Here is a 22,304-nt window from a genome sequence, read left to right as displayed (position 1 = left end):
TTGAGCTGATTGTACCGGTGGCTATCGAAGAGGGCTTGCGCTTCGCTATTCGCGAAGGTGGTCGCACCGTCGGTGCTGGTGTTGTAACCAAGATCCTCGATTAACGTCTGAGGCCGGATTCGCTAAGCTGTCGGCGGCTTTCATGCTGTCGGCAGCTTCAAAGTGAAGGGTATAAAATGGCCGTGGCCAAAGATACTGAGCGTGACGTTCAAGAAAACATCCTCGTGCGCACATTTCGCGAAACGCGCAGCGAGTTACGGCAAGTCGTTTGGCCAAGCCGCGAAGAGACGATCCGTCTTACAATGCTCGTGATTGCGGTGTCAATTGTGATTGGCTTGCTGCTCTTCATCGGTGATACGATCTTCACCTTCCTCTACACGAGCCTTGTCAGCCTCGTCCAGTAAGCTGTTCGCGAACGGGGATTGCCATGTCTGAGGAAAAGGAAAAAGAAAAAGAGGCCGATGACCGGCGTTGGTATGTGATCCATACCTATTCGGGCTATGAAAACAAGGTAAAGAAAAACCTGGAGCATCGCATTGCGTCCATGGAGATGCAAGACCAGATTTTCCGGGTTATTGTGCCTACCGAAGAGGAAATTGAGATCAAGAATGGGCAGCGCCGCACGGTAAATAAGAAGATCTATCCCGGCTATGTCTTGGTACAGATGCGCCTTACCGATGATTCCTGGTATGTGGTGCGCAATACCCCTGGCGTAACCAGTTTCGTCGGGCATGGCAACAAGCCTACTCCCCTTGAGGATGAAGAGGTTAAGGCTATTTTGCGCCAGATGGAAGGCGAAACACCGAAGGTGCGTGTGAGCTACCAGAAGGGCCAGGCTGTCAAGATTATCGATGGCCCCTTCACCGACTTCGAGGGTATTGTCGATGCCATTGATCACGAGCGGGGTCGGGTGCGTGTTCTGGTCTCTTTCTTTGGCCGCGAAGCGCCGGTTGAGCTTGATTTCTTGCAAGTAACCCGATTGGTAGAATAGGATATCTGTCACCTCGCCGGTTGTGCGAGGGAGGGAAAGTTGTTTATGCGCTTTCCCGTTATGCAAGGAGTTGTGTCGTGGCTAAGAAACTCGTCGCAGTCGTTAAACTGCAATTGCCGGCTGGCAAAGCTACACCAGCGCCACCCGTTGGTCCGGCGCTTGGTCAGTACGGCGTTAACATCATGGCCTTCGTGAAGGAGTATAACGAGAAATCGGCATCTCAGGCTGGTAGCATTGTGCCGGTTGAGATTTCGGTTTACAGTGATCGCTCCTTCGTTGCCCGTCTGCTGACCCCACCTGCGGCCGATTTGCTGCGTAAAGCAGCCGGCATTCAGAAGGGTGCCAGTACACCGAAACGCACGACTGTTGGCACAATTACTCGTGCCCAGTTGCGCCAGATTGCTCAGCAAAAGCTGCCTGATATGAATGCCAATGATATTGAAGCTGCTGAGCGGATTATTGCCGGTACGGCACGCAGTATGGGTGTCAAGATCGTTGAATAGTGATTGTTAGTTGGTGGGAGGATTCGTCGATCCGCCATCACCACCTGGAGTAGTTGCTATGCCAAAGCACGGAAAAAAGTATCTCGCCGCTCTGGCGAAGGTTGACCGGACGCGCCTCTATTCACCAACCGAAGCGCTGGCGTTGGTGAAAGAAACTTCGTACACAAAGTTTGACGGTACTGTCGAGGCGCACTTGCAGCTGGGTATCGATCCGCGTCACGCCGATCAGAACATTCGCACGACTGTTGCTTTACCCTATGGCACCGGCAAGACGGTTCGTGTGCTGGTCTTCGCCCAGGGTGAAGCGGTGCAGGCTGCGCTCGATGCGGGTGCGGATTATGCCGGTAGCGATGATCTGATTGCCCGTATCGACCGCGAGAATTTCTTCGATTTCGATGTAGCCATTGCAACACCCGATATGATGGGTAAGGTCGGTCGGATTGGTCGTAAGCTCGGTCCACGAGGGTTGATGCCCAACCCGAAGAGCGGTACTATCGTTCCAGCCGCCGATCTGGCACGCACGATTCGTGAAGTGAAGGGCGGTCGCGTTGAGATCCGCAACGATAAGACCGGTATCCTGCACGTGGCTATCGGGAAAGTGAGCTTCACTCCACAGCAGTTGAGCGAGAATTTCGTTGCGCTGATGGACGCGGTGAAAGCGGCCAAGCCAAGTGGCGCAAAGGGCACGTATATTCGTAGTGTAACCTTGACCAGTACAATGGGGCCGGGCGTGCCGGTTGATCCGGTGGCTGCCCAGAACCTGAAAGCCTGATAGATTACATCGTTAGCTGCCTGAGACAGTCGGTGAGCAGTGCTCCTAATGGCCTGTGGGCCGCCGACCGAGGTGGCGCCTGAGATGAGATAGTCGTGAGTTCTTGACTCACTCTGTCGATAGTGCGCAGTGATAACTGCGCCGTGCTCGGTCGCCTGTCTCAGAGACGGGCGACCGTTTTTGATCTGCTTTGAGAGGAGGTGAAATGGATGCCAACGCCGCGTAAAATTGAAACGGTCAGCACGCTGACCGAAAAGCTAAACCGTGCTCAGTTGGTTGTCGTGGCCGACTATCGCGGTGACGGCAAGGGTATGAGCGTGGCCGATATGACCGAGTTGCGCCGCAAGTTGCGCGAACACGGCGGTGAGGTTGTGGTGGCGAAGAATACCCTGCTTAAGATTGCTGCACACAATACCGGCCACGAGGCACTCGATCCGTTACTGGCTGGCCCAACCGCTGTGACTCTCGGCTACGATGATGTTTCAAAAGTGGCAAAAGCCCTGCTCGATTACCTCAAGTCGGGGAATAAGAGCTTTACTGTTCGCGGGGCTTTGCTGGGTAACACCTTGCTGCCGGCAGATGCGCTGGAGCAGGTAACAAAGCTTCCGTCACGCGAGCAGGCACTCGCCCAGGTCGTGGGTGGTATCGCTGCCCCGGTCTCTGGAGTTGTTGGTGTGCTTAACGCCGCTATTTCCAACGTGCTCTACGTTTTGCAGGCACGGATCGATCAGCTTCAGCCGCAGGGAGAAACGGCGTAATCGTTACCTGCGGATTGTCTATGTGATGTCAGAATAGCTATTTCTATTACGATAAGGAGTGTACGTACCATGTCGAAGATCGATTCAATCATCGAGATGATTGAGGGCCTGAATGTCCTCGAGCTGGTTGAGCTGAAGAAGAAGATGGAAGAGAAGTGGGGCGTTACCGCTGCTGCCCCGGTGATGGCGATGGGTGCGGCGATGCCGGTTGCTGCTGCTGGCGATGGCGCTGCCGCTGCTGCTCCGGTTGAGGAGAAGACTGAGTTTGATGTCATTCTCAAGGAAGCCGGCCCGAACAAGATTCAGGTTATTAAGGTCGTGCGCGAACTGACCAGCCTCGGTCTGAAGGAGGCGAAGGACCTGGTTGAGGGTGCGCCCAAGCCGGTTCGCGAGGGTGTGAGCAAGGAAGAGGCTGAGGCAGCCAAGGCGAAGCTGACCGAGGCCGGTGCAGTGGTCGAGATTAAGTAGTTTTGCTCGCTCTTCGATGCGCAAGCCGCGCAAGGTATCATAGTCGTTTCAATACCGGTAGGGGTGGGTTGCCAACCCACCCCACAATCTTGCGCATAATACGGGGTGTGGTGAGGTTGTTACCTTGCCACACCCCTTTGCTATTGATTGGAATGCTGATCGTTTGATGTTGCCATTGTGGTTGTGCATCGTTGCCCGGCAAGCCTCGCAAGGGTTTCCATATCTTGAGGCAGGGTTTCAACTTGCCGATTTGTGCCAACCCGCTGCCATATTAGTCCGCTAGCTTGCAACCGCTCCCGCTGCCGTCAGACAGTTGACGTCCTCCCTTCGAGGTGACAGCTCCGTTGGGGCCGTGAATCTGTCCATACCAGAACCTACATGTTTTGCCAGACGTCAGCTTGTATCTCAGGTAAGCGAAAGATGGTATACCATCTCCTGGTATGGTACAGTGATGATGTACATCCAAAACAGGTTTATCACAACAGATTAGTATTCGCTGAACACTTCATAAACGGCATCTCACGTTCATGAAGTGTAAATCAGGGAACAGGTTCCCCTGCCTGTAGCGATAATTTGCGCGACGTGTTTTCATCTTCATCATGTTCTACTTTATTATCACCTTATCTACCTGTATCGTTGAAATCACGGTCAAGATAGTTTGAAATGGTTGCAACATACTTCACAGGAGTGAATGCTATGGATAGATTTCTGGAAGTGATGCTGGAAGGCGAGGCAGTACGCTGGGGTCGTATCCCTGTGTCGTACCTTTCAGCCTTTTTGTCGGGTTTGCAGAAAGTGTTATACCGAACGGGTTTCCTTCTCCTTGGTCGCAAAGACAATGCTGAAAAGACTTTCACCCCGCAGCATCTTCGACAATTGATCGACATAGACCTGGTAGAAATTACTCATGGTAGTCCTTCAACTGTACTTTCTTTTGCAAGAACTACCGCATCACGATCAGTCTGGGATGACGAAGAGGTAATGCACATTTTTGAAACTGCCCTTGTCAATCTAAACGAATTTCAAGCATTTTCAGATGTTGTAAACCCTGTTTTTGATCGAGAACTATTGCTCGCCTGGAGTACGATTGGTAATCTCTTTCTGAGGGGTGTCTCGCGGATAACGTTTACCCTTTATCGAAATGGTTATCCACTACGGGTCAGCTATACCTCCCGCGAATTTGATTTGATTCGACAGCACGCTCTGACGACAGTGGAAGGTTATATGTTTCTGACCGATCTCAGGCGTCGGCGTATATCGTTGCAGCCGCATTCAGGCAAGGCTGTATCGTGTGTGTTTACTGAGGAGCAGGAACCTGATGTTCGGTCTATGATAGGAAGTTTTGTGCGGGTCATGGGGAAAGCGGTGATCAATCCGGCTACCGGTACACTTCGCTATCTGCGTACACATACCATTGAGCCATTAGAGCGTGATCCAGAAAGCATTGCATATGATTTCTGGACTCCCAGAATAATTGATGAACTGGCACGACAACAGCGTGTCCAACCGGTAGATAACATTGCATCGTTGTATGGTACATGGCCCGGTAAAACAGATGATGGTTTTGAACAGTTTGTCGAAGGTTTACGTAAATGGGGAAATGCTGAAGGGAACAAGTAATGAGCTCTGATTATTTGCTCCTCGATACAAATATTGTCTCGTATATCATGAAAGGAAATTCCGAGGCAGAACGTTATAAGGAACATCTTTCCGGTAAGCGATTGGCTATCTCATTTATTACTGTCGGTGAGCTGTGGGCTGGCGCAGCAAATGCATCTTGGGGCCAAAAAAGCGAGACCAGCTTCGTAAAACTATCTGCCGATTTGTAGTAATTCCCTACGACTACGAGATAGCGCAACGTTACGGAGAAATTATTGCTCACTGTAAACGTTCTGGTCGGCCTATTGTTACTCATAATCCAACAGATTTTGAGCATATTCCTGGTTTACACATAATATCCAAAAACCTTGAGTGATACTGTGCATCATTGCCTGTTACCAAATATGCTGTGCACCGTGATTGTCCATACCCTCCGCAACCATTCGTTGGTATTACCTGCATGATACGAATGGGCGGTTGGGGGCGGGGCCTGGAGGGGCGGGTTTATAACCCGCCCCTCCGACTACGGACGGTGTATGTGCCCGTTCACATACCATACGAGGGATACGGCGAACGCGGGTGTGGCGGAAGGGAACATTTTGAATCCGCATGCCATGCATTGCCCACGATAGTCTGTGCCCTGTCGCGATCCATCGCACACTCCCCCACAACGCTCCCGCCAATAGGGCCATGCATCTTGTGGTATATTACATGCTTGATGAAGCCGATACTACCGTGCGCATTTCGCGCTGTTGAGCAATTTCCTGAGTTGTACGCTGCTGTGGCACCGGCGTTGCGAGCGCAGCAGGCACGGGTGCAATCCTGTCTGCGCTCCGCAATTGATCGTTCGGTGCTGCGTGAGGCTGTGCTTGCAACAGTGCGTGAACAGCACGGGATTATTGCGCTTGAAGCTCCCATCGGGTCGGGCGCGACGACTCTGTTGTGCCAGTTGGCAGTGCTTGTCGAGTGGCCGCTCTGGCTGGCCGATGATGATGATGGCAACGGTGCTCTGGCGTTCTATGCCCAGATCGTGGCAACACGACGCCCGAATCTACCCTTGCTCGACCCGGCTGCGTTGACCGATCCGGCAGCCTGTGAGCGGCTTCTGCATGAAATTGCCGATCCCGACCATCCACTGGTGTTGCTGGTGAGTGCTCCAGATCGCGACCGGCAACCACTGCGCCCGTTACCATTGCCGTTACCGTTTGATCTGCCGCCTGGGGTAACACTGATCGTCCACGGCCAGTTACCAATTGAACCGGATGTCCGTCTGTCTCTGCCTACCGCTGATCGCACGCTCTTGCAAACACAAATGGAGCTGCTGGATCGGCGTCATTGCCCGCTGAAATGGCGTGAAGCGCTGTTGAATGCGGCGCAGGGTAATCTGCTCTATCTCAGTTGGGCCGAGCGCTGGCTGCATCTGGGTTTGCTCGACATAAGCAAACTTCCCTCCGATCTAGATCGTCTTCTGCATCACTGGTGGCAGACGCTAACACCGTCTGAGCAACGACTGGCGATGTTTCTCGCCGCTGCGGGTGAGCCGTTGCCGGTGACTGCACTGGCAGCAGTAAGTGCCGAACATCCCCAACTTGTCCTGGATCGTTGGGAAGAGCAGGGGTTGGTGCATATTCATCTCTGGCGCGTAAGTGATGATGAGTCGCTGTTACTGGTACGTTATGCTCATCGTGCGTTGCGCCTGTTTCTTGCCCATCATTTTCCCGACAAAATAGACATTGCGCATAGCGAATTAGCCCAGTGGTGTGCCGGGCAATTGCGTCGTAACCCTCTCGATCCGGCGAATCGCTATCTGGGTCGGCAACTGGCCCGGCATGCTGTCTTGTGTTCGCCAGAGCGTCGTTCTGCCGATTTGCCGACTGCACAACCGCTTGCCTGGTTACGTGAACGAGAGTTGCGTGAAGGGTTAACTGGTGCGTTGCGTGATGGCGGTTGGATGCTTCAGGACACGACAGTTACAACGCCCCTGACACTCACCCGCATGGCTGCCGTGACCGGTACGCTGGCGTCGCGTGCTCGTCAGTTGAGTGGTGAACTGGTGACGGCTGCATTTCTCACTGCCGTGCATACCTCTGGTCGTGAAGGCAGTTTGCGTCGGGTGACAGCAATTGTTGAGCAGTTGCCCGACGGTGTGCCGAAGGCTGCGGTGTTACGTCAGCTCGGCGAAGCCTGTTACAGCGTCAATATGCGGAGTGCGGCGATGCGGCTGCTCTCGCGCGCACTCGATCTTGAGGCGCAGCCGGTCTCGCGCGCCTGGCGTGATGCCCGTGACCAGATGATTGAAGCGTTGGCTACGGCCTGCATTGAGGCCCACGATCCCGATCAGGCTCTGGCCTGCGCCGAGCAGATCGATCTGCTGGAACGACGTGCCCATGTTGAGACGCTCGTGGTGCGGTATCTGTTGAATAACGGCCAGTACGACCGGGCCTGGCGATTGGCACGGGCAATTCTGCATGAAAACCGGGCTGCCTGGGCACAGGCCGAGGTAGCCGTGGCGTTGGCGCGGATCGCCGATCCACGAGGTCAGATGTTGCTGGAAGAGATTCGGATCGAGACGGCGCGGGCCTGGGCTGAAATTGAGCTGGCATGTGATCTGGCGTTGCGTGATGAAGATGCAGCGTTACAACGGATTATGGCACTACCAGGTCAACATCAGCGGGATCGTGGCCTGGCCCGGTTGGCACGGGTCTTCGCGTTGGCCGAAAAGGACGGTGATGCCCTGGCAGCCGCTGAACGCATCAGTAGCTGCGAATTGCGCGTAACAACGCTGCTAGAGTTGCGAATCTTGCTGCAAGGTCTGGTCGCTAATCTGGCGACCGAACGAGCAACCCGCGAGATCGATGCGCTTCAAGGTGATGATCGCCCGATCCTGCTGGCAGCTCTTGCCGCTGCCCACGCTGCTATCGGGCGTCGGGAGCGTGCGTTGGCCATTGCGCACCAGTTGAGTGGCGAGGAACTTGAGCGTGCGCTATCGCGGGTAGCCGTGGCCTGCGCCCAGGCCGGCGACTACGCCGGAGCACAGGCTGTTCTGGCCGAGATGACTGACGACGATGAGCGTGATTGGGCACGTGACGAGATTGCCCGTCTGTTAGCGGCTACCGGCGATTGGGATGCAGCGGTTGCTCAGGCCTCTGCAATTGTTGCTCCCGAACAACGGGCGCGTACCTGTGCCGACCTGGCAATTGCCCGCATGCGTGCGGGCGATGTGATCAATGCCATCTCATTAATCCGTTCGCTGGACACTGTTGGCGAGCGGGCGCGGGCGTTGATTGTGTCGGCGCCGCATCTGGTCGCAGCCGATGCCACGCTCGCCGATCAGCTTGCCGATGAACTGCTGGCTGGTGAGTCCCGGAGTCGCTATCGAGCCGCGTTGGTGGTAGCCCTGGCCGGAAAAGGTCAGCTCGCATTGGCGAGCAGGGTGGCCCGTCGCATCCGCCGGCGTAACGAACGGGTGCGGGCTGAGCTGGCCATTGTCGCTGCGCTTGATCCTGCCGACCCGCTAACCCTCCAGCGCCTGGCAGCGACGTTGCGGCAGTCGGCTATCGGTCGCGAAGAGATGTTTCGGGCGCTTGAGCTGACGGTTCCCATCCTGTGCCGTATCGGTGGTACGTCACTGCTGGCAGAAATCGCTGCGGCTATTGTGGCTGATGATCGAGCCTGAAAAAGCATGCGCCGCGAACACCCAGAGGAACTCGCGTACCGTTGCTACCTTTCGGTCCTGGCGGGGTTCCGCAAGTATCTGCCGTTCGCGGCACACCTGTATTATACGCGAAAATCCGCATCGTGCAACCCTTGCATCTACGAATAGCCGTGGTATTATTCCAGACAATCGTAGTTGCAGGAGGTTGTATGAGCAGCGAAACCACTTCTCGCCCCCCAAAACGCTATGCGCGGATCGCCCCTCTCTACAAGGCGATGATCTGGACATCCTTTATCATGAATGCCGTTCTGTTGATTGTGCTTGGCATCGTCATTGGCATTCTGGTGATGTATCAGCGTCAGGTAGCACAGCTCACCGAGAGTCTGCCGGCTTTTGCCGCTAATAACCTGGCCGAGCTGCAAGACGTGGTTGATAAACTTGAATCGGCGACGATTGTATATACCGTGCCTCTGAGCACACGTCTGCCGATTGAGCTTGATGTTCCGATCAATGGCGAGACGATCATGACCGAACGCAACGTAGTGACTCTCACCGAGCCGGTGTCACTTCAAGCGCCTGCCCAAATCGCGTTTCCCGGTGGTGGGGGTAATCTTAATGCCAGTGTAGCGATTGTGTTGCCGGCCGGCCTGGAATTGCCGGTCGATCTGAATATGAATGTCAAACTGGTCACGTCAATCCCGGTTGAGCTTGATGTACCGGTGAACATCCCACTTGCCCAGACTGAATTAGGGCCACAGTTCACCCGACTGGGAGCTATCGTTGATCGGCTGGTTGCGCCGGTTGCACCATTGTTGCCGATGCCGGCTACGCCCCCCGATAGCAGTCAGCCTCGTCGCGAATAGAACTTATTTCATAAAAGCTGTACTGTCGTGCTGCCCGACTATTGCACAGGTGCATGAATGCTTGCCAATGGCTAAAGGTAGTCTATCCTGCGCTCAGGCTACCGCTATGAACGTGAGGAGGGCTGACGACCATCGCCAGTACCCTCACTCGTCGGATGGGGTGTCTTAGCCGCCTGTCATGCGCGTGATGCAGCGTGTGGCGTGCGGCAGCCATGCTGCCGCGCCAGCCGTGCTCACGGTCCGGAGCATGGTACGTTATTGATCCGACTGGTCACGTTGATACAGGGTGTGCTCATCACGATCCCGGATCCGCTCGGCAATGAATGAGATAACTTCTAGTAGATGTTTTTTGAAATAGGTTCTAGTATCTTTCACTGACGAGCAGGCGGATGAGACGTTTGCACTGGCGTGTGGGCGCTACGCTGCCACACGCACCCTTCCCCACGCTCCTGAGATCAAATCCGCCACGATCTGTGGGGATCATCTGCATGGCACGGATGTGCAGATTACGTAGGGGCGGGTTGCAAACCCGCCCCTGCGGACGATACATATGCCCGTTCATATTGCCATTCTGCCCGTTGTACATCTACCCGGTTGATGATGCCGAGGGTAACACCTGCATTGCGCTGATTCTATCTGACGAGCTGATCTGGCCCAAATCCGTAAGGCAACAGCTCATGTGGCGTGGTCAGACGGCGTTCGCTACCGTCGTGATTGAGGAGAATAATCTGCGCCTGTGGCGCGAGTTCAAAGATCACCTGACGACAGGCGCCACATGGGCTGGCAACTGTTGGTGTTGGGGTCACCACAGCCAGCGCAATGACCGGCCCGGCTGCCGCCATGTGAGCGCAAAACAGGGCTACCCGCTCGGCGCAGATGGTGAGAGGGTAGGAGGCGTTCTCGATATTGGCACCGCTAAAGATGTGGCCATCATCAGTCAGGACGGCAGCACCAACCGCGAAGTGTGAATAGGGTGCATACGCACGCTGCCGGGCATGCAGTGCCGCGGCGATCAATTGCTCAAGGGCCACTGGATCCATGCAATTCTTTGGGAAGCGGCAACAGCGGTTTCTCGGCATCCACCGGCGCTGCCGCTGTCATGTCAGCCGGTGCCTGCCGGATAATCCGTAAGCGTTCGGCACGAATCCCCTTGATCGAGAGCACAGTGATGGTCACATCGTTGCAGACCACCTGATCACCTTCACGCGGGATACGCCCTAATTGCTCGTACACCAGACCGCCGATTCGATCCGCCGTCGTTTCGGGAAATTCAACTCCCAATAACTCGGCGACATTATCAATCGGTACGCGGGCATCAACGATCAGCTCGTTCGGCCCAACCTCAACGATGGCCGGCTCTTCGGTATCGTACTCATCGCGAATTTCACCAACAATCTGTTCGATCAAATCTTCGAGCGTCACGATACCGGCAGTACCCCCGTATTCGTCAACCACAATGGCCATATGTACCCGCCGCCGTTGCAAATCTTCCAGCAGGGCAGCGACCTTCATGGTTACCGGCACGAAGTATGCCGGTCGGAGCAGATCGCGCAACGGCGTATCATGCTTGCCATCGCGCAAGACGGGGATCAGGTCTTTGACGTAGAGAATACCGACAATGTTATCGATGGTCTCTTCATACACAGGAATCCGCGAATGACCGCGCGTGATTGCGACATCAAGCGCACGTTTCAGTGGGCTGTTGACTTCCAGCGCTACCACATCGACCCGCGGGATCATAATCTCGCGCACCAGGGTATCGCCGAAATCCATGACCCCTTCGATCATCTCGCGCTCTTCATGCTCGATCCAACCCGCCTCTTCGCCAGCACTCATCATCAGCCGTAGCTCCTCTTCGGTTACCAGGGGCGTGGGGGGAGCCGGTTGGCCGCTTAAGAGGGTAAAAATGGGACGTGTAATTGTATTAATCACCGCCATCACTGGCCATAACACCGTTGCGATGGCGACCAGTGGCCGGGCGAGGATCAGGATCGTCGTGTCGGGACTTCGCAGAGCAAGGGCTTTGGCAACGACTTCGCTTAGGAGTAAAATGGCAAACAGCAATCCTGCCAGACTGCCGATAATCATCGACAGTCCATAAGGCGCGACGAGCTGGATAGTCAGGGTTGTGACGGTAATCGTCAGAGTTGCGTTGAGAAAGATAATGGCAGATTTGATGCGGTATGGTTCATCGAGAAAATGAGCCGCAAAGCGGCGTGTACCGAGACCAGCCGAAGCGAGCAGGCTGCTCAGCCGGGGTCGACTCACCGTTATCAGGGCTGTGTCGGCGGCTGAAGTAATACCTAGGGCAATCAGACACAGGCCAATACCGACAACGAGCGAACTAGGGCCGGGGTCTTCCAAGAGAATCATCCTCCTTTCTGCGGCACAGAGTGGCGCGCTTCACTCAACAATGGCGCCCGAACTGCTCCCCCCTGCGGGCGCACGACAACCGCGTAATCAGGAAAAAAGCGCACTCAGTGACAGATCTTTGTGGATACGCATAATCGCTTCAGCAAACAACGGTGCCACACTAATCGTGCGCACCCGGGCTGCTGCGGCGGTTGGTGGTTGAGGGATTGTGTTGGTAACGACCGTTTCGACGAGATCGGACTCGGCGATCAACTGTAAGGCGTTTTCGGCAAAAATACCGTGGGTAGCGCAGGCATACACAGCCCGTGCGCCACGGGCGAGCAGGGTTTGGGCCGCTTCAATCAAGGTTCCCCCAGTTGAGATCATATCATCGACGATGATTGCCGTCTTTCCCTCAACCTCACCGACCATCTCGATAACTTCGGCTGTATCTGGTTCGGGTCGTTGTTTGGCAATAATCGCCAATCCGGCACCAATCCGCTCGCGAAAGCGATTGGCTCGCCCCACGCCCCCGGTATCGGGAGAGACGACAACCGGGTTAGGCAGGTTCAGTTCACGAATGTAATCGGCCAGTAGTGGCGAGGCTTGCAGGTGGTCGACCGGAATATCGAAGAACCCTTCAATAGCTGGAGCGTGTAAATCCATCGTCAGGACGCGGTCAGCGCCGGCGGTGCGGATCAGATTAGCCACCAGCTTGGCCGAGATTGGTTCGCGGCCTGAAGTCTTCTTCTCTTGCTTGGCATATCCATAGTAGGGAATGACCGCCGTTACCCGCGCTGCCGAGGCTCGCCGGAAGGCATCGATCATGATGAGCAGTTCCATCAAGTGATGATCCACCGGCGTACAGGTGGGTTGGATCACAAACACATCACAGCCTCGAACATTGTCGTGAATCTTGACCCGCGTCTCGCCATTTTTGAAGGTGCCAACCAGTGCCCGTCCCAGATTGATGCGCAGGTTGCGGGCAATCTCTTGCGCTAATGCCGGGTTGGCATTGCCGGTAAAAATGAGCAAACGACCATCCATGGTTCAGCAGTTCTTTCCTGAATAGAAACGCGCAGCGAGCATGCTCACTGCGCACCTGTTACACGCGAGACCAGAAGTGCTAACCTCTCCCACGTTGTTGATAAATTGTGTGAGTTCAGCAGTTCCATTACCGCATCGCGTTATCGGAGGGTTGGCTGCCGGGCCAGGATTCGAACCTGGACAAACGGATCCAAAGTCCGTGGTGCTACCATTACACAACCCGGCACCTCGTTGGGTATTATACCATAAGTGCGTGGATCTGTTGTCAACGATCTGGCGACGATCACGTGTCGTCGAACAGGCTAGCTGCTGCGACTGCCCATTGTTACGCTGTTCCAACGGGATGCCAATGCCTCGCAGTTGTTGCGTAGACTGGAACTTATTTCGTAAAAGCTGTGCTATCGTGCTACCAGACTGTCGCACAACCGTATGAACGCTTGCCAATTACCAACGACAATCTACCCGGCACCTGGCCCGTTGGCAGAGCACAGCTCCGGTCGTTTCATCACGTACTGGATTGTGGTTGCCTTACCCGCTCGTCATGCGCGTGACGCAGCGTTTGGCGTGCGGCAGCTTGGCTGCCGCACCAGCCATACTCACAATCCGGCGCGTGGTACGTCGTTGCCCCTGCTGGTCACGGCGATGCTGTGGGTGATCGTCACGTTCATAGAGTCTGTCAGGAGTGAATGAGCTAGCCCCTATGTAGATGTTTTTTGAAATAGGTTTAGCATAAGCAGACATTTTGAAATAAGTTCTCGTCAAACAGGCGACATCGATCTGCTAACCATACCGCAGCCTATGCTACACTAGGGGGCAGCGTGGAGTAGTCGCAAGGAGTATGCTATGACCGACACCCAGAAAATTATCTTCTCGATGTATCGCGTGGGGAAGGTGGTACCACCTAACCGCGAAATCCTGAAGGATATAAGCCTTTCCTTCTTTTATGGTGCCAAGATTGGTGTCATCGGTGTTAACGGTTCGGGAAAGAGTTCGTTGTTGCGGATTATGGCCGGGATTGATCAGGACTACACCGGTGAAATTACCCGCTCTCCCGGCTATACAGTGGGATTGCTCGAACAGGAGCCATATCTCGATAATACGAAGACAGTGCGTGAGATTGTTGAGGAGGGAATGGCCGAAACGGTGGCGTTGCTGCGTCGCTACGATGAAATTACCGAGCTGTTCAATGACCCGAACGCGGATTACGATGCGTTGATCGCCGAGCAGGCCGAACTTCAGGACAAGATCGATCATGTTGATGGCTGGAACCTTGATAGCCGGTTAGAGCTGGCAATGGATGCGTTGCGTTGTCCACCCGGTGATACGCCGGTAGCGGTCTTGTCAGGCGGAGAGCGCCGGCGCGTCGCGCTCTGTCGTTTGCTCCTTCAGCAGCCCGATATTCTCTTGCTCGATGAGCCAACCAACCATCTTGACGCCGAGTCGGTAGCCTGGCTCGAACGCCATTTGCAGGAGTATCAGGGAACAGTGATTGCGGTGACACATGATCGTCACTTTCTCAATAATGTTGCCGGCTGGATTTTAGAGCTTGAGCGTGGGCATGGCATTCCCTGGCGCGGCAACTATTCGAGCTGGCTTGAGCAGAAGCGCCAGAAGCTGGCCGAGAGTGAGAAGGCCGAATCGCAACGACAAAAGGCCCTCCAGCGTGAGCTGGAGTGGATTAATATGGCGCCGAAGGGGCGGCACGCCAAGTCAAAAGCCCGGATCGCTGCTTACGAACGACTGCTCAGCGAGAATCAGGATCAGCGTGATCGGGAACTCGAAATCTACATTCCACCAGGCCCTCGCCTCGGTGATCTGGTGATTCGGGCAACCGGGGTAACAAAGGCTTACGGCGATAAACTGCTGTACGAAAATCTCAGTTTTGATGTTCCGCCAGGGGCGATTGTGGGTATCGTTGGCCCAAATGGTGCCGGTAAAACCACGCTCTTCCGCATGATCGTCGGGCAGGAACAGCCTGATAGCGGGACACTTGAGATTGGGGCTTCGGTAAAGCTGGGTTATGTCGATCAGAGTCGGGAAGTGCTCGATCCCAGGCAGACTGTTTGGGAAGCAATCTCGGAAGGGAACGATCAGATTGTGCTGGGGGGCCGTCAGGTCAACTCGCGTGCCTATTGCGCCCGCTTCAATTTCAGCGGCAGTGATCAGCAGAAGCTGGTAGGCAGTCTCTCCGGTGGTGAGCGCAATCGCGTCCATCTGGCCCGCATTCTCAAATCCGGGGCTAATGTGCTGCTGCTCGACGAGCCGACCAACGATCTTGATGTGCATACCTTGCGGGCACTTGAAGAGGGATTGGAAAACTTTGCCGGTTGTGCACTGATCATTTCGCACGATCGCTGGTTTCTGGATCGGGTTGCCACCCACATTCTGGCGTTCGAGGGCGATAGCCAGGTGGTCTGGTTCCCCGGCACCTATTCTGAATACGCTGCCGATTATCGACGGCGGAAAGGTGCAGAGGCCGATCATCCACACCGGATTGTCTATCGTCGCCTGACGCGGTAGCGGCTAGCGAGCCGGGGTATGCACGTTGTAGCTGCCCCATACCACACCCCCTTGCCCCCGCTCCTCTCTCACTGGGGAAGAGGAGCGGGGGAACGCGTTGATCGCCCTTATCCCCGGCTTCTCTTCCGCTGCACGCTATGCATTACCCATACGTCACACAGTAGCCGGTATGATGAATCGGTCGTGCCATGGGCCAACAGGGATCGCCCTGAACGCGTCCGGTAGGGGCGCACGACCGTGCGTCCCTACCCATGCCGGTGCGGGAAGATGCCGCCATCCACAGGATGACAGGCGCGAGGAACACTGTTCACCCCGCTAATCATCGGAATGATGTGAACTCTCTCACGATCATTCTGTCAGTAATGAATGAGATGAGTTGACAGCCCATCATTTTCCGGGTATCGTACCCCATATACGTCGCTAGGGCCACGAAATCCGAAGACCTTCGGGGCAAGGTGAAATTCCTGATCGGCGGTAATGGTGGCGTGCCCACACAAGCCCGCGAGCCGTAAGGCAGGACCCGGTGTGATTCCGGGGCCGACGGTATAGTCCGGATGGGAGTCTGACTCTAGTATTGGTGTTAGTGCGCGTTAGTGTATGATTGTGTTTATGGAACGTATTGTGGGAACGAGTGCAGCAGCGAAGCTGCTGGGCGTATCGGTCAAAACGCTGTAACGCTGGGAACGCGAGGGAAGGCTGATTCCTGCGGCGTGAACAGATACGAACCGTTGTCTCTATACCGAATGACAGATTCGCGAGTTCATTGGGCTGCGTCATACCGTGTCAGAGCCAAGCCGAATCGTTTCTTACTGCCGCGTCTCCAGTGCAGCGCAAAGGTTGGATGTGACCAATCAGCGCAAGGTACTGGAAGAGTTCGCCATGGCAAGAGGGCTGGTACGTGTCGAGTTCATCGAAGAGGTTGGTGGCGGACTGAACTTCAAGCGTAAGCAATTTCTGGCGCTGATGAACGCGATCGGGTGGCGAGCGATCAAGACCTTGATCCTTGCACATTGCGATCGAATTGACTGGTCCGGTTTGGATTCGAGTGGTTCGAGCACTATGCCAAAACCCAAGGCTGTAAGGTGTTGGTACTAACCAGGAGCGGCTGTCGCCTGAGCAAGAAATGGTGCAAGACCTCATGACCATTGTTCATTGCTTCTCGTCTCGGTTGTATGGTCTTCGCAATTACCGTAAGAAGCTCAACGAAGCACTCAAAGAGGACTCTCGGTCATGCAACTAACTCATAAAATCGAGATTCGCCCGACACCTGAGCAGGTCGAATACTTCAAGCGCGCTTGTGGTACGGTTAGGAAGGTTTGGAATTGGGCGATTGCTGAGTGGAAACGGCAATATGCAGCAGGGCACAAACCCAACGCAATGGCACTTAAGAAACAGTTCAACGCCCTCAAATATCGCTCCCCAGAGTGGCTCGATGAAAACGGTCAGCCGTGGCTCAAGGCCATTCACCGAGATGCGCATGCGCAACCCTTTGCGTACCTTGCCAAAGCATGGAACCGGTTCTTTGCTGATATCAAGGCTGGTAAGCCCGCCCGCGAACCGCAGTTCAAGAAGAAGGGGCGGTGTCGCGACAGCTTCTATGTGGCAAACGACAAGTTTCGGTTGAACGGAAAAGCGATTCGACTACCGAACGTTGGTTGGGTTGTCATGACAGAAGCCTTGCGTGTTGAGGGTAAGATTTTGGGTGCAACGGTTTCGCGCACGGCGGATCGTTGGTTTGTGGCAATTCAGGTCGATGTGTCGGACGCTGCGTTCTATCGCTCCAGAACTGCCCACGGCGTGGTCGGCGTTGATCTGGGTCTCAAAAGCGCAGCCACGTTGTCTAGCGGCGAGACCATTAAAGCACCCAGGTCACTCAAGTGCGCTTTGCGGCGACTGAAGATTCGCGGGCGACGTTTGAGCCGCAAAATCACAGCAGCTAAGGTCTGCGCCGGTTTTGCACCGCATGCTGCTTTGCCCAAAGGAACCACGCTGCCGGTTTCCAACAACCGGACAAAGCTCTCCATGTCGCTGGCGAGACTGCACGCACGTATCGCCAACATCCGGGCTGACTTCATGCACAAGTTCACGACCCGACTTTGCCGCGAAAACCAAGCGGTGGTGATCGAAGACTTGAACGTGAGAGGGATGCTGGCGAATGAGCGGCTGGCGCGGGCAATCAGCGATGTGGGCTTCGGCATGTTCCGCTCGCACATCGCATACAAAGCCAAGCGCTACGGTACCTGGCTCATTGTTGCTGATCGCTGGTATCCGAGTAGTCGCCTGTGTTCAGTGTGCGGGTGGAAAAACGAAGACCTGACGCTCAAGGATCGAGAATGGGTGTGCCCAGCCTGTGGCATACGCCATGATCGCGATCTGAACGCAGCGCGCAATCTGCAACGGCTGGCAACCGCAACTGCCCTACCCGTGGCGAGTCCGTCCGGCAACGGCGGCACTGCGGTAGCGTGGTCTCTACCGTAGGCGGGAAAGTTACGCCTGTCAGATACGAACCATCATGTTCGGGGCAGGAAGGAAACTGTGCAATACATTAGCGCACAGTTTCGATAGCAGAAGGTCGGCGGTTGGTCTGGCACGATAGCAGATAGAGCGGCAAGAGCCATTGAGTGCTCTTGTCTGTTTTGGCGACTGCACCGGTAGTAGCCGGGCGCTCGCTTCCTCTGCGTTGCCGCTTCCTCCGCGATGACCCGAAGGTGTGTTCAGGGGTGTCGCGATGAACCATCAGCCACACGTTTTCATGCTCGAATATGCTGTAGAACTGGCGCTGCAACAGGCGGCGGCAGTTGTCGGTCGTACCAGCCCCAATCCGCCGGTCGGGGCGGTGGTCGTGCGTGATGGGCAGGTGGTCGGGGTTGGCGCAACCCAGCCTGCCGGTGGTCCACACGCCGAACGGATAGCGTTGGCCGCAGCCGGTGAGCGGGCAAGCGGGGCCGACCTCTACACCACGCTCGAACCGTGCACTTTCTATGGACGCACACCGCCCTGTACTGAGGCGATTATCGCCGCCGGGATTCGGCGTGTCTTCTTCATTGCCCATGATCCCGATCCACGCATGGGAGACGGGGCAGCCGCTGTTTTGCAGCCTGCCGGGATCGAGGTGCACCAGATCACGACCGGAGCTGCGACCGTGGCCGGACAACTGGCTCCGTTTCGCTGTCGGGTGCAGCGTGGTCGTCCACTGGTGACCGCCAAGTACGCCATGACGCTCGATGGCCGTATTGCAACCGCGAGTGGTGATAGCCGCTGGATCACCGATCCGGCTGCCCGTGTGCAGGTGCATCGGCTGCGCGATCAGGTGGATGTGATTATGGTGGGTGTTGGCACTATTCGCAATGATGATCCGCAGTTGACGACGCGCCTCGATCAGCACTGGCGCGAACCACGCCACCCCCTGCGGGTCATTGTTGATAGTCGCGGCCAGACACCTCTGCACGCCCAGGTGGTACGTGGTGATCTTCCCGGTCAGACGCTCATCGCCTGTGTTCAGCCTGATCCAGCCTGGCTGGCTGCCGTGCAGTCCCGTGGGGTGCGGGTTGTGCAATTCCCGCCAGATGCCACCGGGCGAGTTGCGCTCGCACCGTTGTTACACTATCTGGCTCACGAGGGCTACAACCATCTGCTGGTTGAAGGCGGAGCCACGTTGCTCGGTGCATTGCACGCCGAGTGTTTGATTGACGAGATTTGGGCATTTATCGGTGCGCGCGTCGTAAACGATGCCCTGGCGCCGGGGCCAATGGCCGGACCTGGTGTCGCTTGTATGGCGATGGCTCGTCGTTATCGGCTCCGGCGGCTTGAACAATACGACCAGGATACGTTGTTGATTGCTACAGCGGTTGATGCACCGTGGTGGGATGTTGAGGAGGTTGCTGATGTTTACCGGCATTGTTGAAGAGATGGGCACAGTTGCTCATATCGTAAGTACGCAAGAACAGGCCAACCAGCTCACAATCATCTGTCGCACTGTACTTGAAGGAACGCGCATTGGCGATAGCATTGCCGTCAATGGTACCTGTCTGACGGTAACAGCACTTACTGCAGATAGCTTTACCGTCGGCCTGAGTCCAGAGACCTTACGCCGCACCAATCTGGGCCGGCTGCACGTCGGTGACCCGGTGAATCTCGAACGGGCACTGGCGTTTGGTGGTCGGATGGGTGGGCATTACGTGCAAGGGCACGTAGACGGCGTTGGCGAGATTGTGGCGATTGTACCCGAAGGTGATTCAAAGCGGGTGACAATCCGCCCGCCGGCTGCTTTGCTGCCGTATATCGTCGAAAAAGGCTACATCGCGGTTGATGGCGTCAGTCTGACAGTGGCCGAGATGGGGCGCGAGACGTTTACCGTCGCTCTGGTTGCGTATACCCAGTCGGCAGTCATTATGGGCCGCCAGACCGTGGGAGCATTGGTGAATATAGAGGTTGACATTATCGCCAAGTATGTTGAACGCCTGCTTGAAGCGTATCGCCAGGAGGCTCGTTAATGTTTGCATCAGTGGAAGAAGCGCTGCACGATTACGCGGCTGGCCGGATGATCATTATCGTTGACGATGCTGATCGAGAGAATGAGGGCGATCTGGCCTGTGCTGCGCAATATGTCACTGCTGAAACGATTGCGTTTATGGCGCGTGAAGGGCGGGGGCTGATCTGTCTGGCGCTCGCCGGCGAGATCGTCGACCGTCTGAAGCTAGAGCCGATGGTACGGCAGAATCGGTCGCATTTCGGTACCAATTTTACGGTCTCGATTGAAGCTGCTCACGGCGTCTCTACCGGTATCTCGGCTGCTGACCGGGCGCATACGATTCGCGTGGCGGTTGACCCGCACAGTGGCCCGCACGATCTGGTGCAACCGGGCCACGTCTTTCCCCTGCGAGCCGCACCCAACGGCGTTCTGGAGCGGCGTGGTCAGACGGAAGCGGCAGTTGATCTGGCCCGGCTGGCAGGTTTGCAACCGGCTGGTGTCATCTGCGAAATAATGAACGACGATGGCACAATGGCCCGTGGCCCTGATCTTGGCCGCTTCGCCGTCCGGCACAACCTCAAGATCATCAGCGTCGAGCAACTGGTCGCCTACCGCAAACGTCACGAACGTCTGATTGAGCGCATGGCCGAAGCGCAGCTTCCAACCCGCTACGGCACGTTTCGCGCAGTCTCGTACAGCGCCCGTTGTGCCCCCCACGAAGCAGTTGCACTGATTATCGGTCATCCCGCACCCGATCAGCCGATCCTGGTTCGCCTACACTCTGAATGTCTGACCGGTGATGTGTTTGGGAGTCTACGCTGCGATTGTGGCGAGCAGCTCGATACCGCGCTGCGTCAGATGGCTGCTGCCGGCTGTGGGGTGTTGATCTACCTGCGCCAGGAAGGTCGTGGCATCGGCCTGCACAACAAACTGCGCGCCTACGCTCTGCAAGAACAGGGATTTGACACTGTGGCCGCAAACGAACAACTCGGCTTCCCTGCCGATCTGCGCGACTACGCGGTTGGCGCACAGATTCTTGCCGATCTCGGCGTGCGCACTGTTCATCTGTTGACCAACAACCCGCAGAAAGTGGCTGCATTACGCGAATTTGGCTTTGCCGTGACCCAGGTTCCCATCTGTGGTACACCAAATCCACACAACATTGCCTACCTTCTCACCAAACGGGATCGTTTAGGACACCAACTGGAGCATATCTATGACCATCTATGAAGGCACGTACATCGGCAGTGGCTTACGGATTGCGATTGCCGTCAGTCGCTGGAACGACCTGATCACCAACCGTCTGCTCGAAGGGGCGCAAGATGGACTGCTTCGGCATGGGGTAGCTGCGGATCATATCGACATTGCCTGGGTACCAGGCTCATTTGAGTTGCCGCTGGTGTGCCGTCGTCTGGCCGAGAGCGGTCGCTACGATGCAATCATTGCCCTCGGTGCCGTGATTCGTGGCGCCACCACCCATCACGAGCACGTCGCTGCCGCTGCCAGCAGTGGGATTGCCCAGGTCAGCCTGCAAACCGGCGTCCCGTGTATCTTTGGCGTCATCACCACCGACAACATCGAGCAGGCTATCGAGCGCGCCGGCACCAAAGCCGGCAACAAAGGCTTTGAAGCAGCCACCGCCGCGATTGAGATGGCTACGCTGTTGCGGAGGCTGAATGGTTGATGGGGCGAATCTGGTTTAATATGCGTCCTGACACGTGACCTGCCATCACCCTTACGCGGTGCCCTTGAGCGATCCATCGTGGTGCGCAAGCCCCGGTATATCGTGGGAGCACAAGCCTTAGGCGCACTCACCACCTGCCCCCCTCCCAACCTCCCCCCGCTGGGGGGAGGTGCCGAGAACGTACACCCGCCCCCGCTGAGCTATGCATTACCCATAACTGGTGTCAACCACGTGCGTATCAGCGGGTATGATCACCATAGGTGCTGGTGTGGGCGACTGGCCCGGTGGCAGTGCGCTGCTCTAGCCGTGCTATCACGTACTGGAAAGGTTGCCTTACGCGCACATCATGTGCGTGTCGTAGGGTTTGGAGTGCGGCAGCCATGCTGCCGCACCAGGCGTGCTCACGATCCGGCGCGTGGTACACCGTTATCCATCCTGGTCACGAGGGTGCTGGACGTGCTTGTTTCGATCATCGAGGCGGTCAGGCATGCATGCGCTACCTGGGCGTAGCCATACGATAGGTTCGTTCATCTGTTCTGGCCATTCCTCCCCCCCAGCGGGGGGAGGTTAGGAGGGGGCCGGAATTGCGGTGAACAAGAACCAGTATGGAGCACGCCTCCA

21 protein-coding genes, 1 tRNA gene, 1 other RNA gene, 1 pseudogene and 1 riboswitch are annotated in these 22,304 nt (G+C 56.0%); of the genes and pseudogenes, 19 read left to right on the top strand and 5 right to left on the bottom strand.

The window, feature by feature from the left end; genetic code table 11:
- The 10 genes from VAE57_RS17900 to VAE57_RS17855 all read left to right on the top strand — a co-directional run.
- Nucleotides 1-104 (top strand): hypothetical protein (locus tag VAE57_RS17900; protein ID WP_322823029.1); only part of this gene is annotated, 104 nt, incomplete at its 5' end.
- Between the two features lie 72 nt (nucleotides 105-176).
- Complete coding sequence (gene secE / locus VAE57_RS17895; protein ID WP_012258048.1) at nucleotides 177-404, top strand: preprotein translocase subunit SecE; 228 nt, start codon at nucleotides 177-179, stop codon at nucleotides 402-404.
- A 23-nt stretch (nucleotides 405-427) separates the two neighbouring features.
- On the top strand, nucleotides 428-991 hold the full coding sequence (gene nusG, locus VAE57_RS17890) for a transcription termination/antitermination protein NusG (RefSeq protein WP_322823186.1): 564 nt from the start codon (nucleotides 428-430) through the stop codon (nucleotides 989-991).
- A gap of 77 nt (nucleotides 992-1,068) precedes the next feature.
- Nucleotides 1,069-1,494: a 50S ribosomal protein L11 gene (rplK, locus tag VAE57_RS17885; protein WP_322823185.1), complete on the top strand. Its 426-nt coding sequence runs from the start codon at nucleotides 1,069-1,071 to the stop codon at nucleotides 1,492-1,494.
- A gap of 58 nt (nucleotides 1,495-1,552) precedes the next feature.
- Entirely contained in the window at nucleotides 1,553-2,266 is a 714-nt protein-coding gene (rplA, locus tag VAE57_RS17880) for a 50S ribosomal protein L1 (protein ID WP_322823184.1), read from the top strand.
- A 209-nt stretch (nucleotides 2,267-2,475) separates the two neighbouring features.
- The gene (gene rplJ, locus VAE57_RS17875) at nucleotides 2,476-3,024 is read left to right on the top strand and encodes a 50S ribosomal protein L10 (RefSeq protein ID WP_012258052.1); all 549 of its coding nucleotides are present in this window, start codon (nucleotides 2,476-2,478) and stop codon (nucleotides 3,022-3,024) included.
- A 69-nt stretch (nucleotides 3,025-3,093) separates the two neighbouring features.
- Nucleotides 3,094-3,492 carry a 50S ribosomal protein L7/L12 gene (rplL, locus tag VAE57_RS17870; RefSeq protein WP_012258053.1) on the top strand — a complete coding sequence of 133 codons (399 nt, stop codon included), beginning with the start codon at nucleotides 3,094-3,096 and terminating at the stop codon, nucleotides 3,490-3,492.
- Between the two features lie 696 nt (nucleotides 3,493-4,188).
- Entirely contained in the window at nucleotides 4,189-5,112 is a 924-nt protein-coding gene (locus VAE57_RS17865; RefSeq protein WP_322823183.1) for a hypothetical protein, read from the top strand.
- Nucleotides 5,112-5,321 carry a PIN domain-containing protein gene (locus VAE57_RS17860; RefSeq protein WP_322823182.1) on the top strand — a complete coding sequence of 70 codons (210 nt, stop codon included), beginning with the start codon at nucleotides 5,112-5,114 and terminating at the stop codon, nucleotides 5,319-5,321. The genes VAE57_RS17865 and VAE57_RS17860 overlap by 1 nt, the downstream gene beginning before the upstream one ends.
- Nucleotides 5,322-5,809: 488 nt before the next feature.
- A complete protein-coding gene (locus VAE57_RS17855; RefSeq protein ID WP_322823181.1) occupies nucleotides 5,810-8,767 on the top strand; it encodes a hypothetical protein in 2,958 nt (985 codons plus the stop codon).
- Here the strand turns inward: VAE57_RS17855 and ffs are convergent.
- An RNA gene (ffs, locus tag VAE57_RS17850) (signal recognition particle sRNA small type) lies at nucleotides 8,767-8,865 on the bottom strand. The two genes, VAE57_RS17855 and ffs, sit on opposite strands and share 1 nt — an antisense overlap.
- 90 nt (nucleotides 8,866-8,955) lie before the next feature.
- Here ffs and VAE57_RS17845 point away from each other — a divergent pair.
- Nucleotides 8,956-9,609, top strand: a complete 654-nt coding sequence (locus VAE57_RS17845; protein ID WP_322823180.1) for a hypothetical protein — start codon at nucleotides 8,956-8,958, stop codon at nucleotides 9,607-9,609.
- A 632-nt stretch (nucleotides 9,610-10,241) separates the two neighbouring features.
- On the opposite strand, the gene cdd is transcribed toward VAE57_RS17845, so the two are convergent.
- From cdd to VAE57_RS17825, 4 genes are all read right to left on the bottom strand, one after another.
- Nucleotides 10,242-10,649, bottom strand: a complete 408-nt coding sequence (cdd, locus tag VAE57_RS17840; RefSeq protein WP_322823179.1) for a cytidine deaminase — start codon at nucleotides 10,647-10,649, stop codon at nucleotides 10,242-10,244.
- Nucleotides 10,630-11,982, bottom strand: coding sequence for a hemolysin family protein (locus tag VAE57_RS17835; protein ID WP_322823178.1), 1,353 nt, complete (start codon nucleotides 11,980-11,982; stop codon nucleotides 10,630-10,632). Before VAE57_RS17835 ends, cdd begins: the two co-directional genes overlap by 20 nt.
- Before the next feature lie 87 nt (nucleotides 11,983-12,069).
- Nucleotides 12,070-13,008, bottom strand: a complete 939-nt coding sequence (locus VAE57_RS17830; RefSeq protein WP_012258060.1) for a ribose-phosphate diphosphokinase — start codon at nucleotides 13,006-13,008, stop codon at nucleotides 12,070-12,072.
- Nucleotides 13,009-13,160: 152 nt separating this feature from the next.
- Nucleotides 13,161-13,234 (bottom strand) — tRNA-Gln (locus tag VAE57_RS17825).
- Nucleotides 13,235-13,437: 203 nt separating this feature from the next.
- Between VAE57_RS17825 and VAE57_RS17820 the strand changes: the two genes are divergently transcribed.
- From VAE57_RS17820 to ribE (VAE57_RS17785), 8 genes and pseudogenes are all read left to right on the top strand, one after another.
- Nucleotides 13,438-13,698 (top strand): hypothetical protein, encoded by a 261-nt coding sequence (locus tag VAE57_RS17820; RefSeq protein ID WP_322823177.1) that lies wholly within the window; start codon nucleotides 13,438-13,440, stop codon nucleotides 13,696-13,698.
- 153 nt (nucleotides 13,699-13,851) lie between these two features.
- The gene (ettA, locus tag VAE57_RS17815; protein WP_322823176.1) at nucleotides 13,852-15,528 is read left to right on the top strand and encodes an energy-dependent translational throttle protein EttA; all 1,677 of its coding nucleotides are present in this window, start codon (nucleotides 13,852-13,854) and stop codon (nucleotides 15,526-15,528) included.
- Nucleotides 15,529-15,965: 437 nt separating this feature from the next.
- Nucleotides 15,966-16,098, top strand: a riboswitch (FMN riboswitch).
- Nucleotides 16,099-16,137: 39 nt separating this feature from the next.
- A pseudogene (locus tag VAE57_RS18840) lies at nucleotides 16,138-16,768 on the top strand (IS607 family transposase).
- On the top strand, nucleotides 16,759-18,006 hold the full coding sequence (locus VAE57_RS17805; protein ID WP_322823174.1) for an RNA-guided endonuclease TnpB family protein: 1,248 nt from the start codon (nucleotides 16,759-16,761) through the stop codon (nucleotides 18,004-18,006). Before VAE57_RS18840 ends, VAE57_RS17805 begins: the two are co-directional and overlap by 10 nt.
- 250 nt (nucleotides 18,007-18,256) lie before the next feature.
- Entirely contained in the window at nucleotides 18,257-19,432 is a 1,176-nt protein-coding gene (gene ribD, locus VAE57_RS17800; RefSeq protein WP_322823173.1) for a bifunctional diaminohydroxyphosphoribosylaminopyrimidine deaminase/5-amino-6-(5-phosphoribosylamino)uracil reductase RibD, read from the top strand.
- Nucleotides 19,413-20,021, top strand: a complete 609-nt coding sequence (gene ribE, locus VAE57_RS17795) for a riboflavin synthase (RefSeq protein ID WP_322823172.1) — start codon at nucleotides 19,413-19,415, stop codon at nucleotides 20,019-20,021. The genes ribD and ribE (VAE57_RS17795) overlap by 20 nt, the downstream gene beginning before the upstream one ends.
- Nucleotides 20,021-21,229, top strand: a complete 1,209-nt coding sequence (locus tag VAE57_RS17790) for a bifunctional 3,4-dihydroxy-2-butanone-4-phosphate synthase/GTP cyclohydrolase II (RefSeq protein ID WP_322823171.1) — start codon at nucleotides 20,021-20,023, stop codon at nucleotides 21,227-21,229. Before ribE (VAE57_RS17795) ends, VAE57_RS17790 begins: the two co-directional genes overlap by 1 nt.
- Nucleotides 21,216-21,683: a 6,7-dimethyl-8-ribityllumazine synthase gene (gene ribE / locus VAE57_RS17785; RefSeq protein ID WP_322823170.1), complete on the top strand. Its 468-nt coding sequence runs from the start codon at nucleotides 21,216-21,218 to the stop codon at nucleotides 21,681-21,683. Before VAE57_RS17790 ends, ribE (VAE57_RS17785) begins: the two co-directional genes overlap by 14 nt.
- Nucleotides 21,684-22,304 lie beyond the last annotated feature (621 nt).

This window comes from Chloroflexus sp. (genome assembly GCF_034434295.1).
Classification (GTDB): domain Bacteria; phylum Chloroflexota; class Chloroflexia; order Chloroflexales; family Chloroflexaceae; genus Chloroflexus.
Note: the sequence above shows the minus strand (reverse complement) of the source record. Positions and strands in the feature narration are given on the sequence as shown.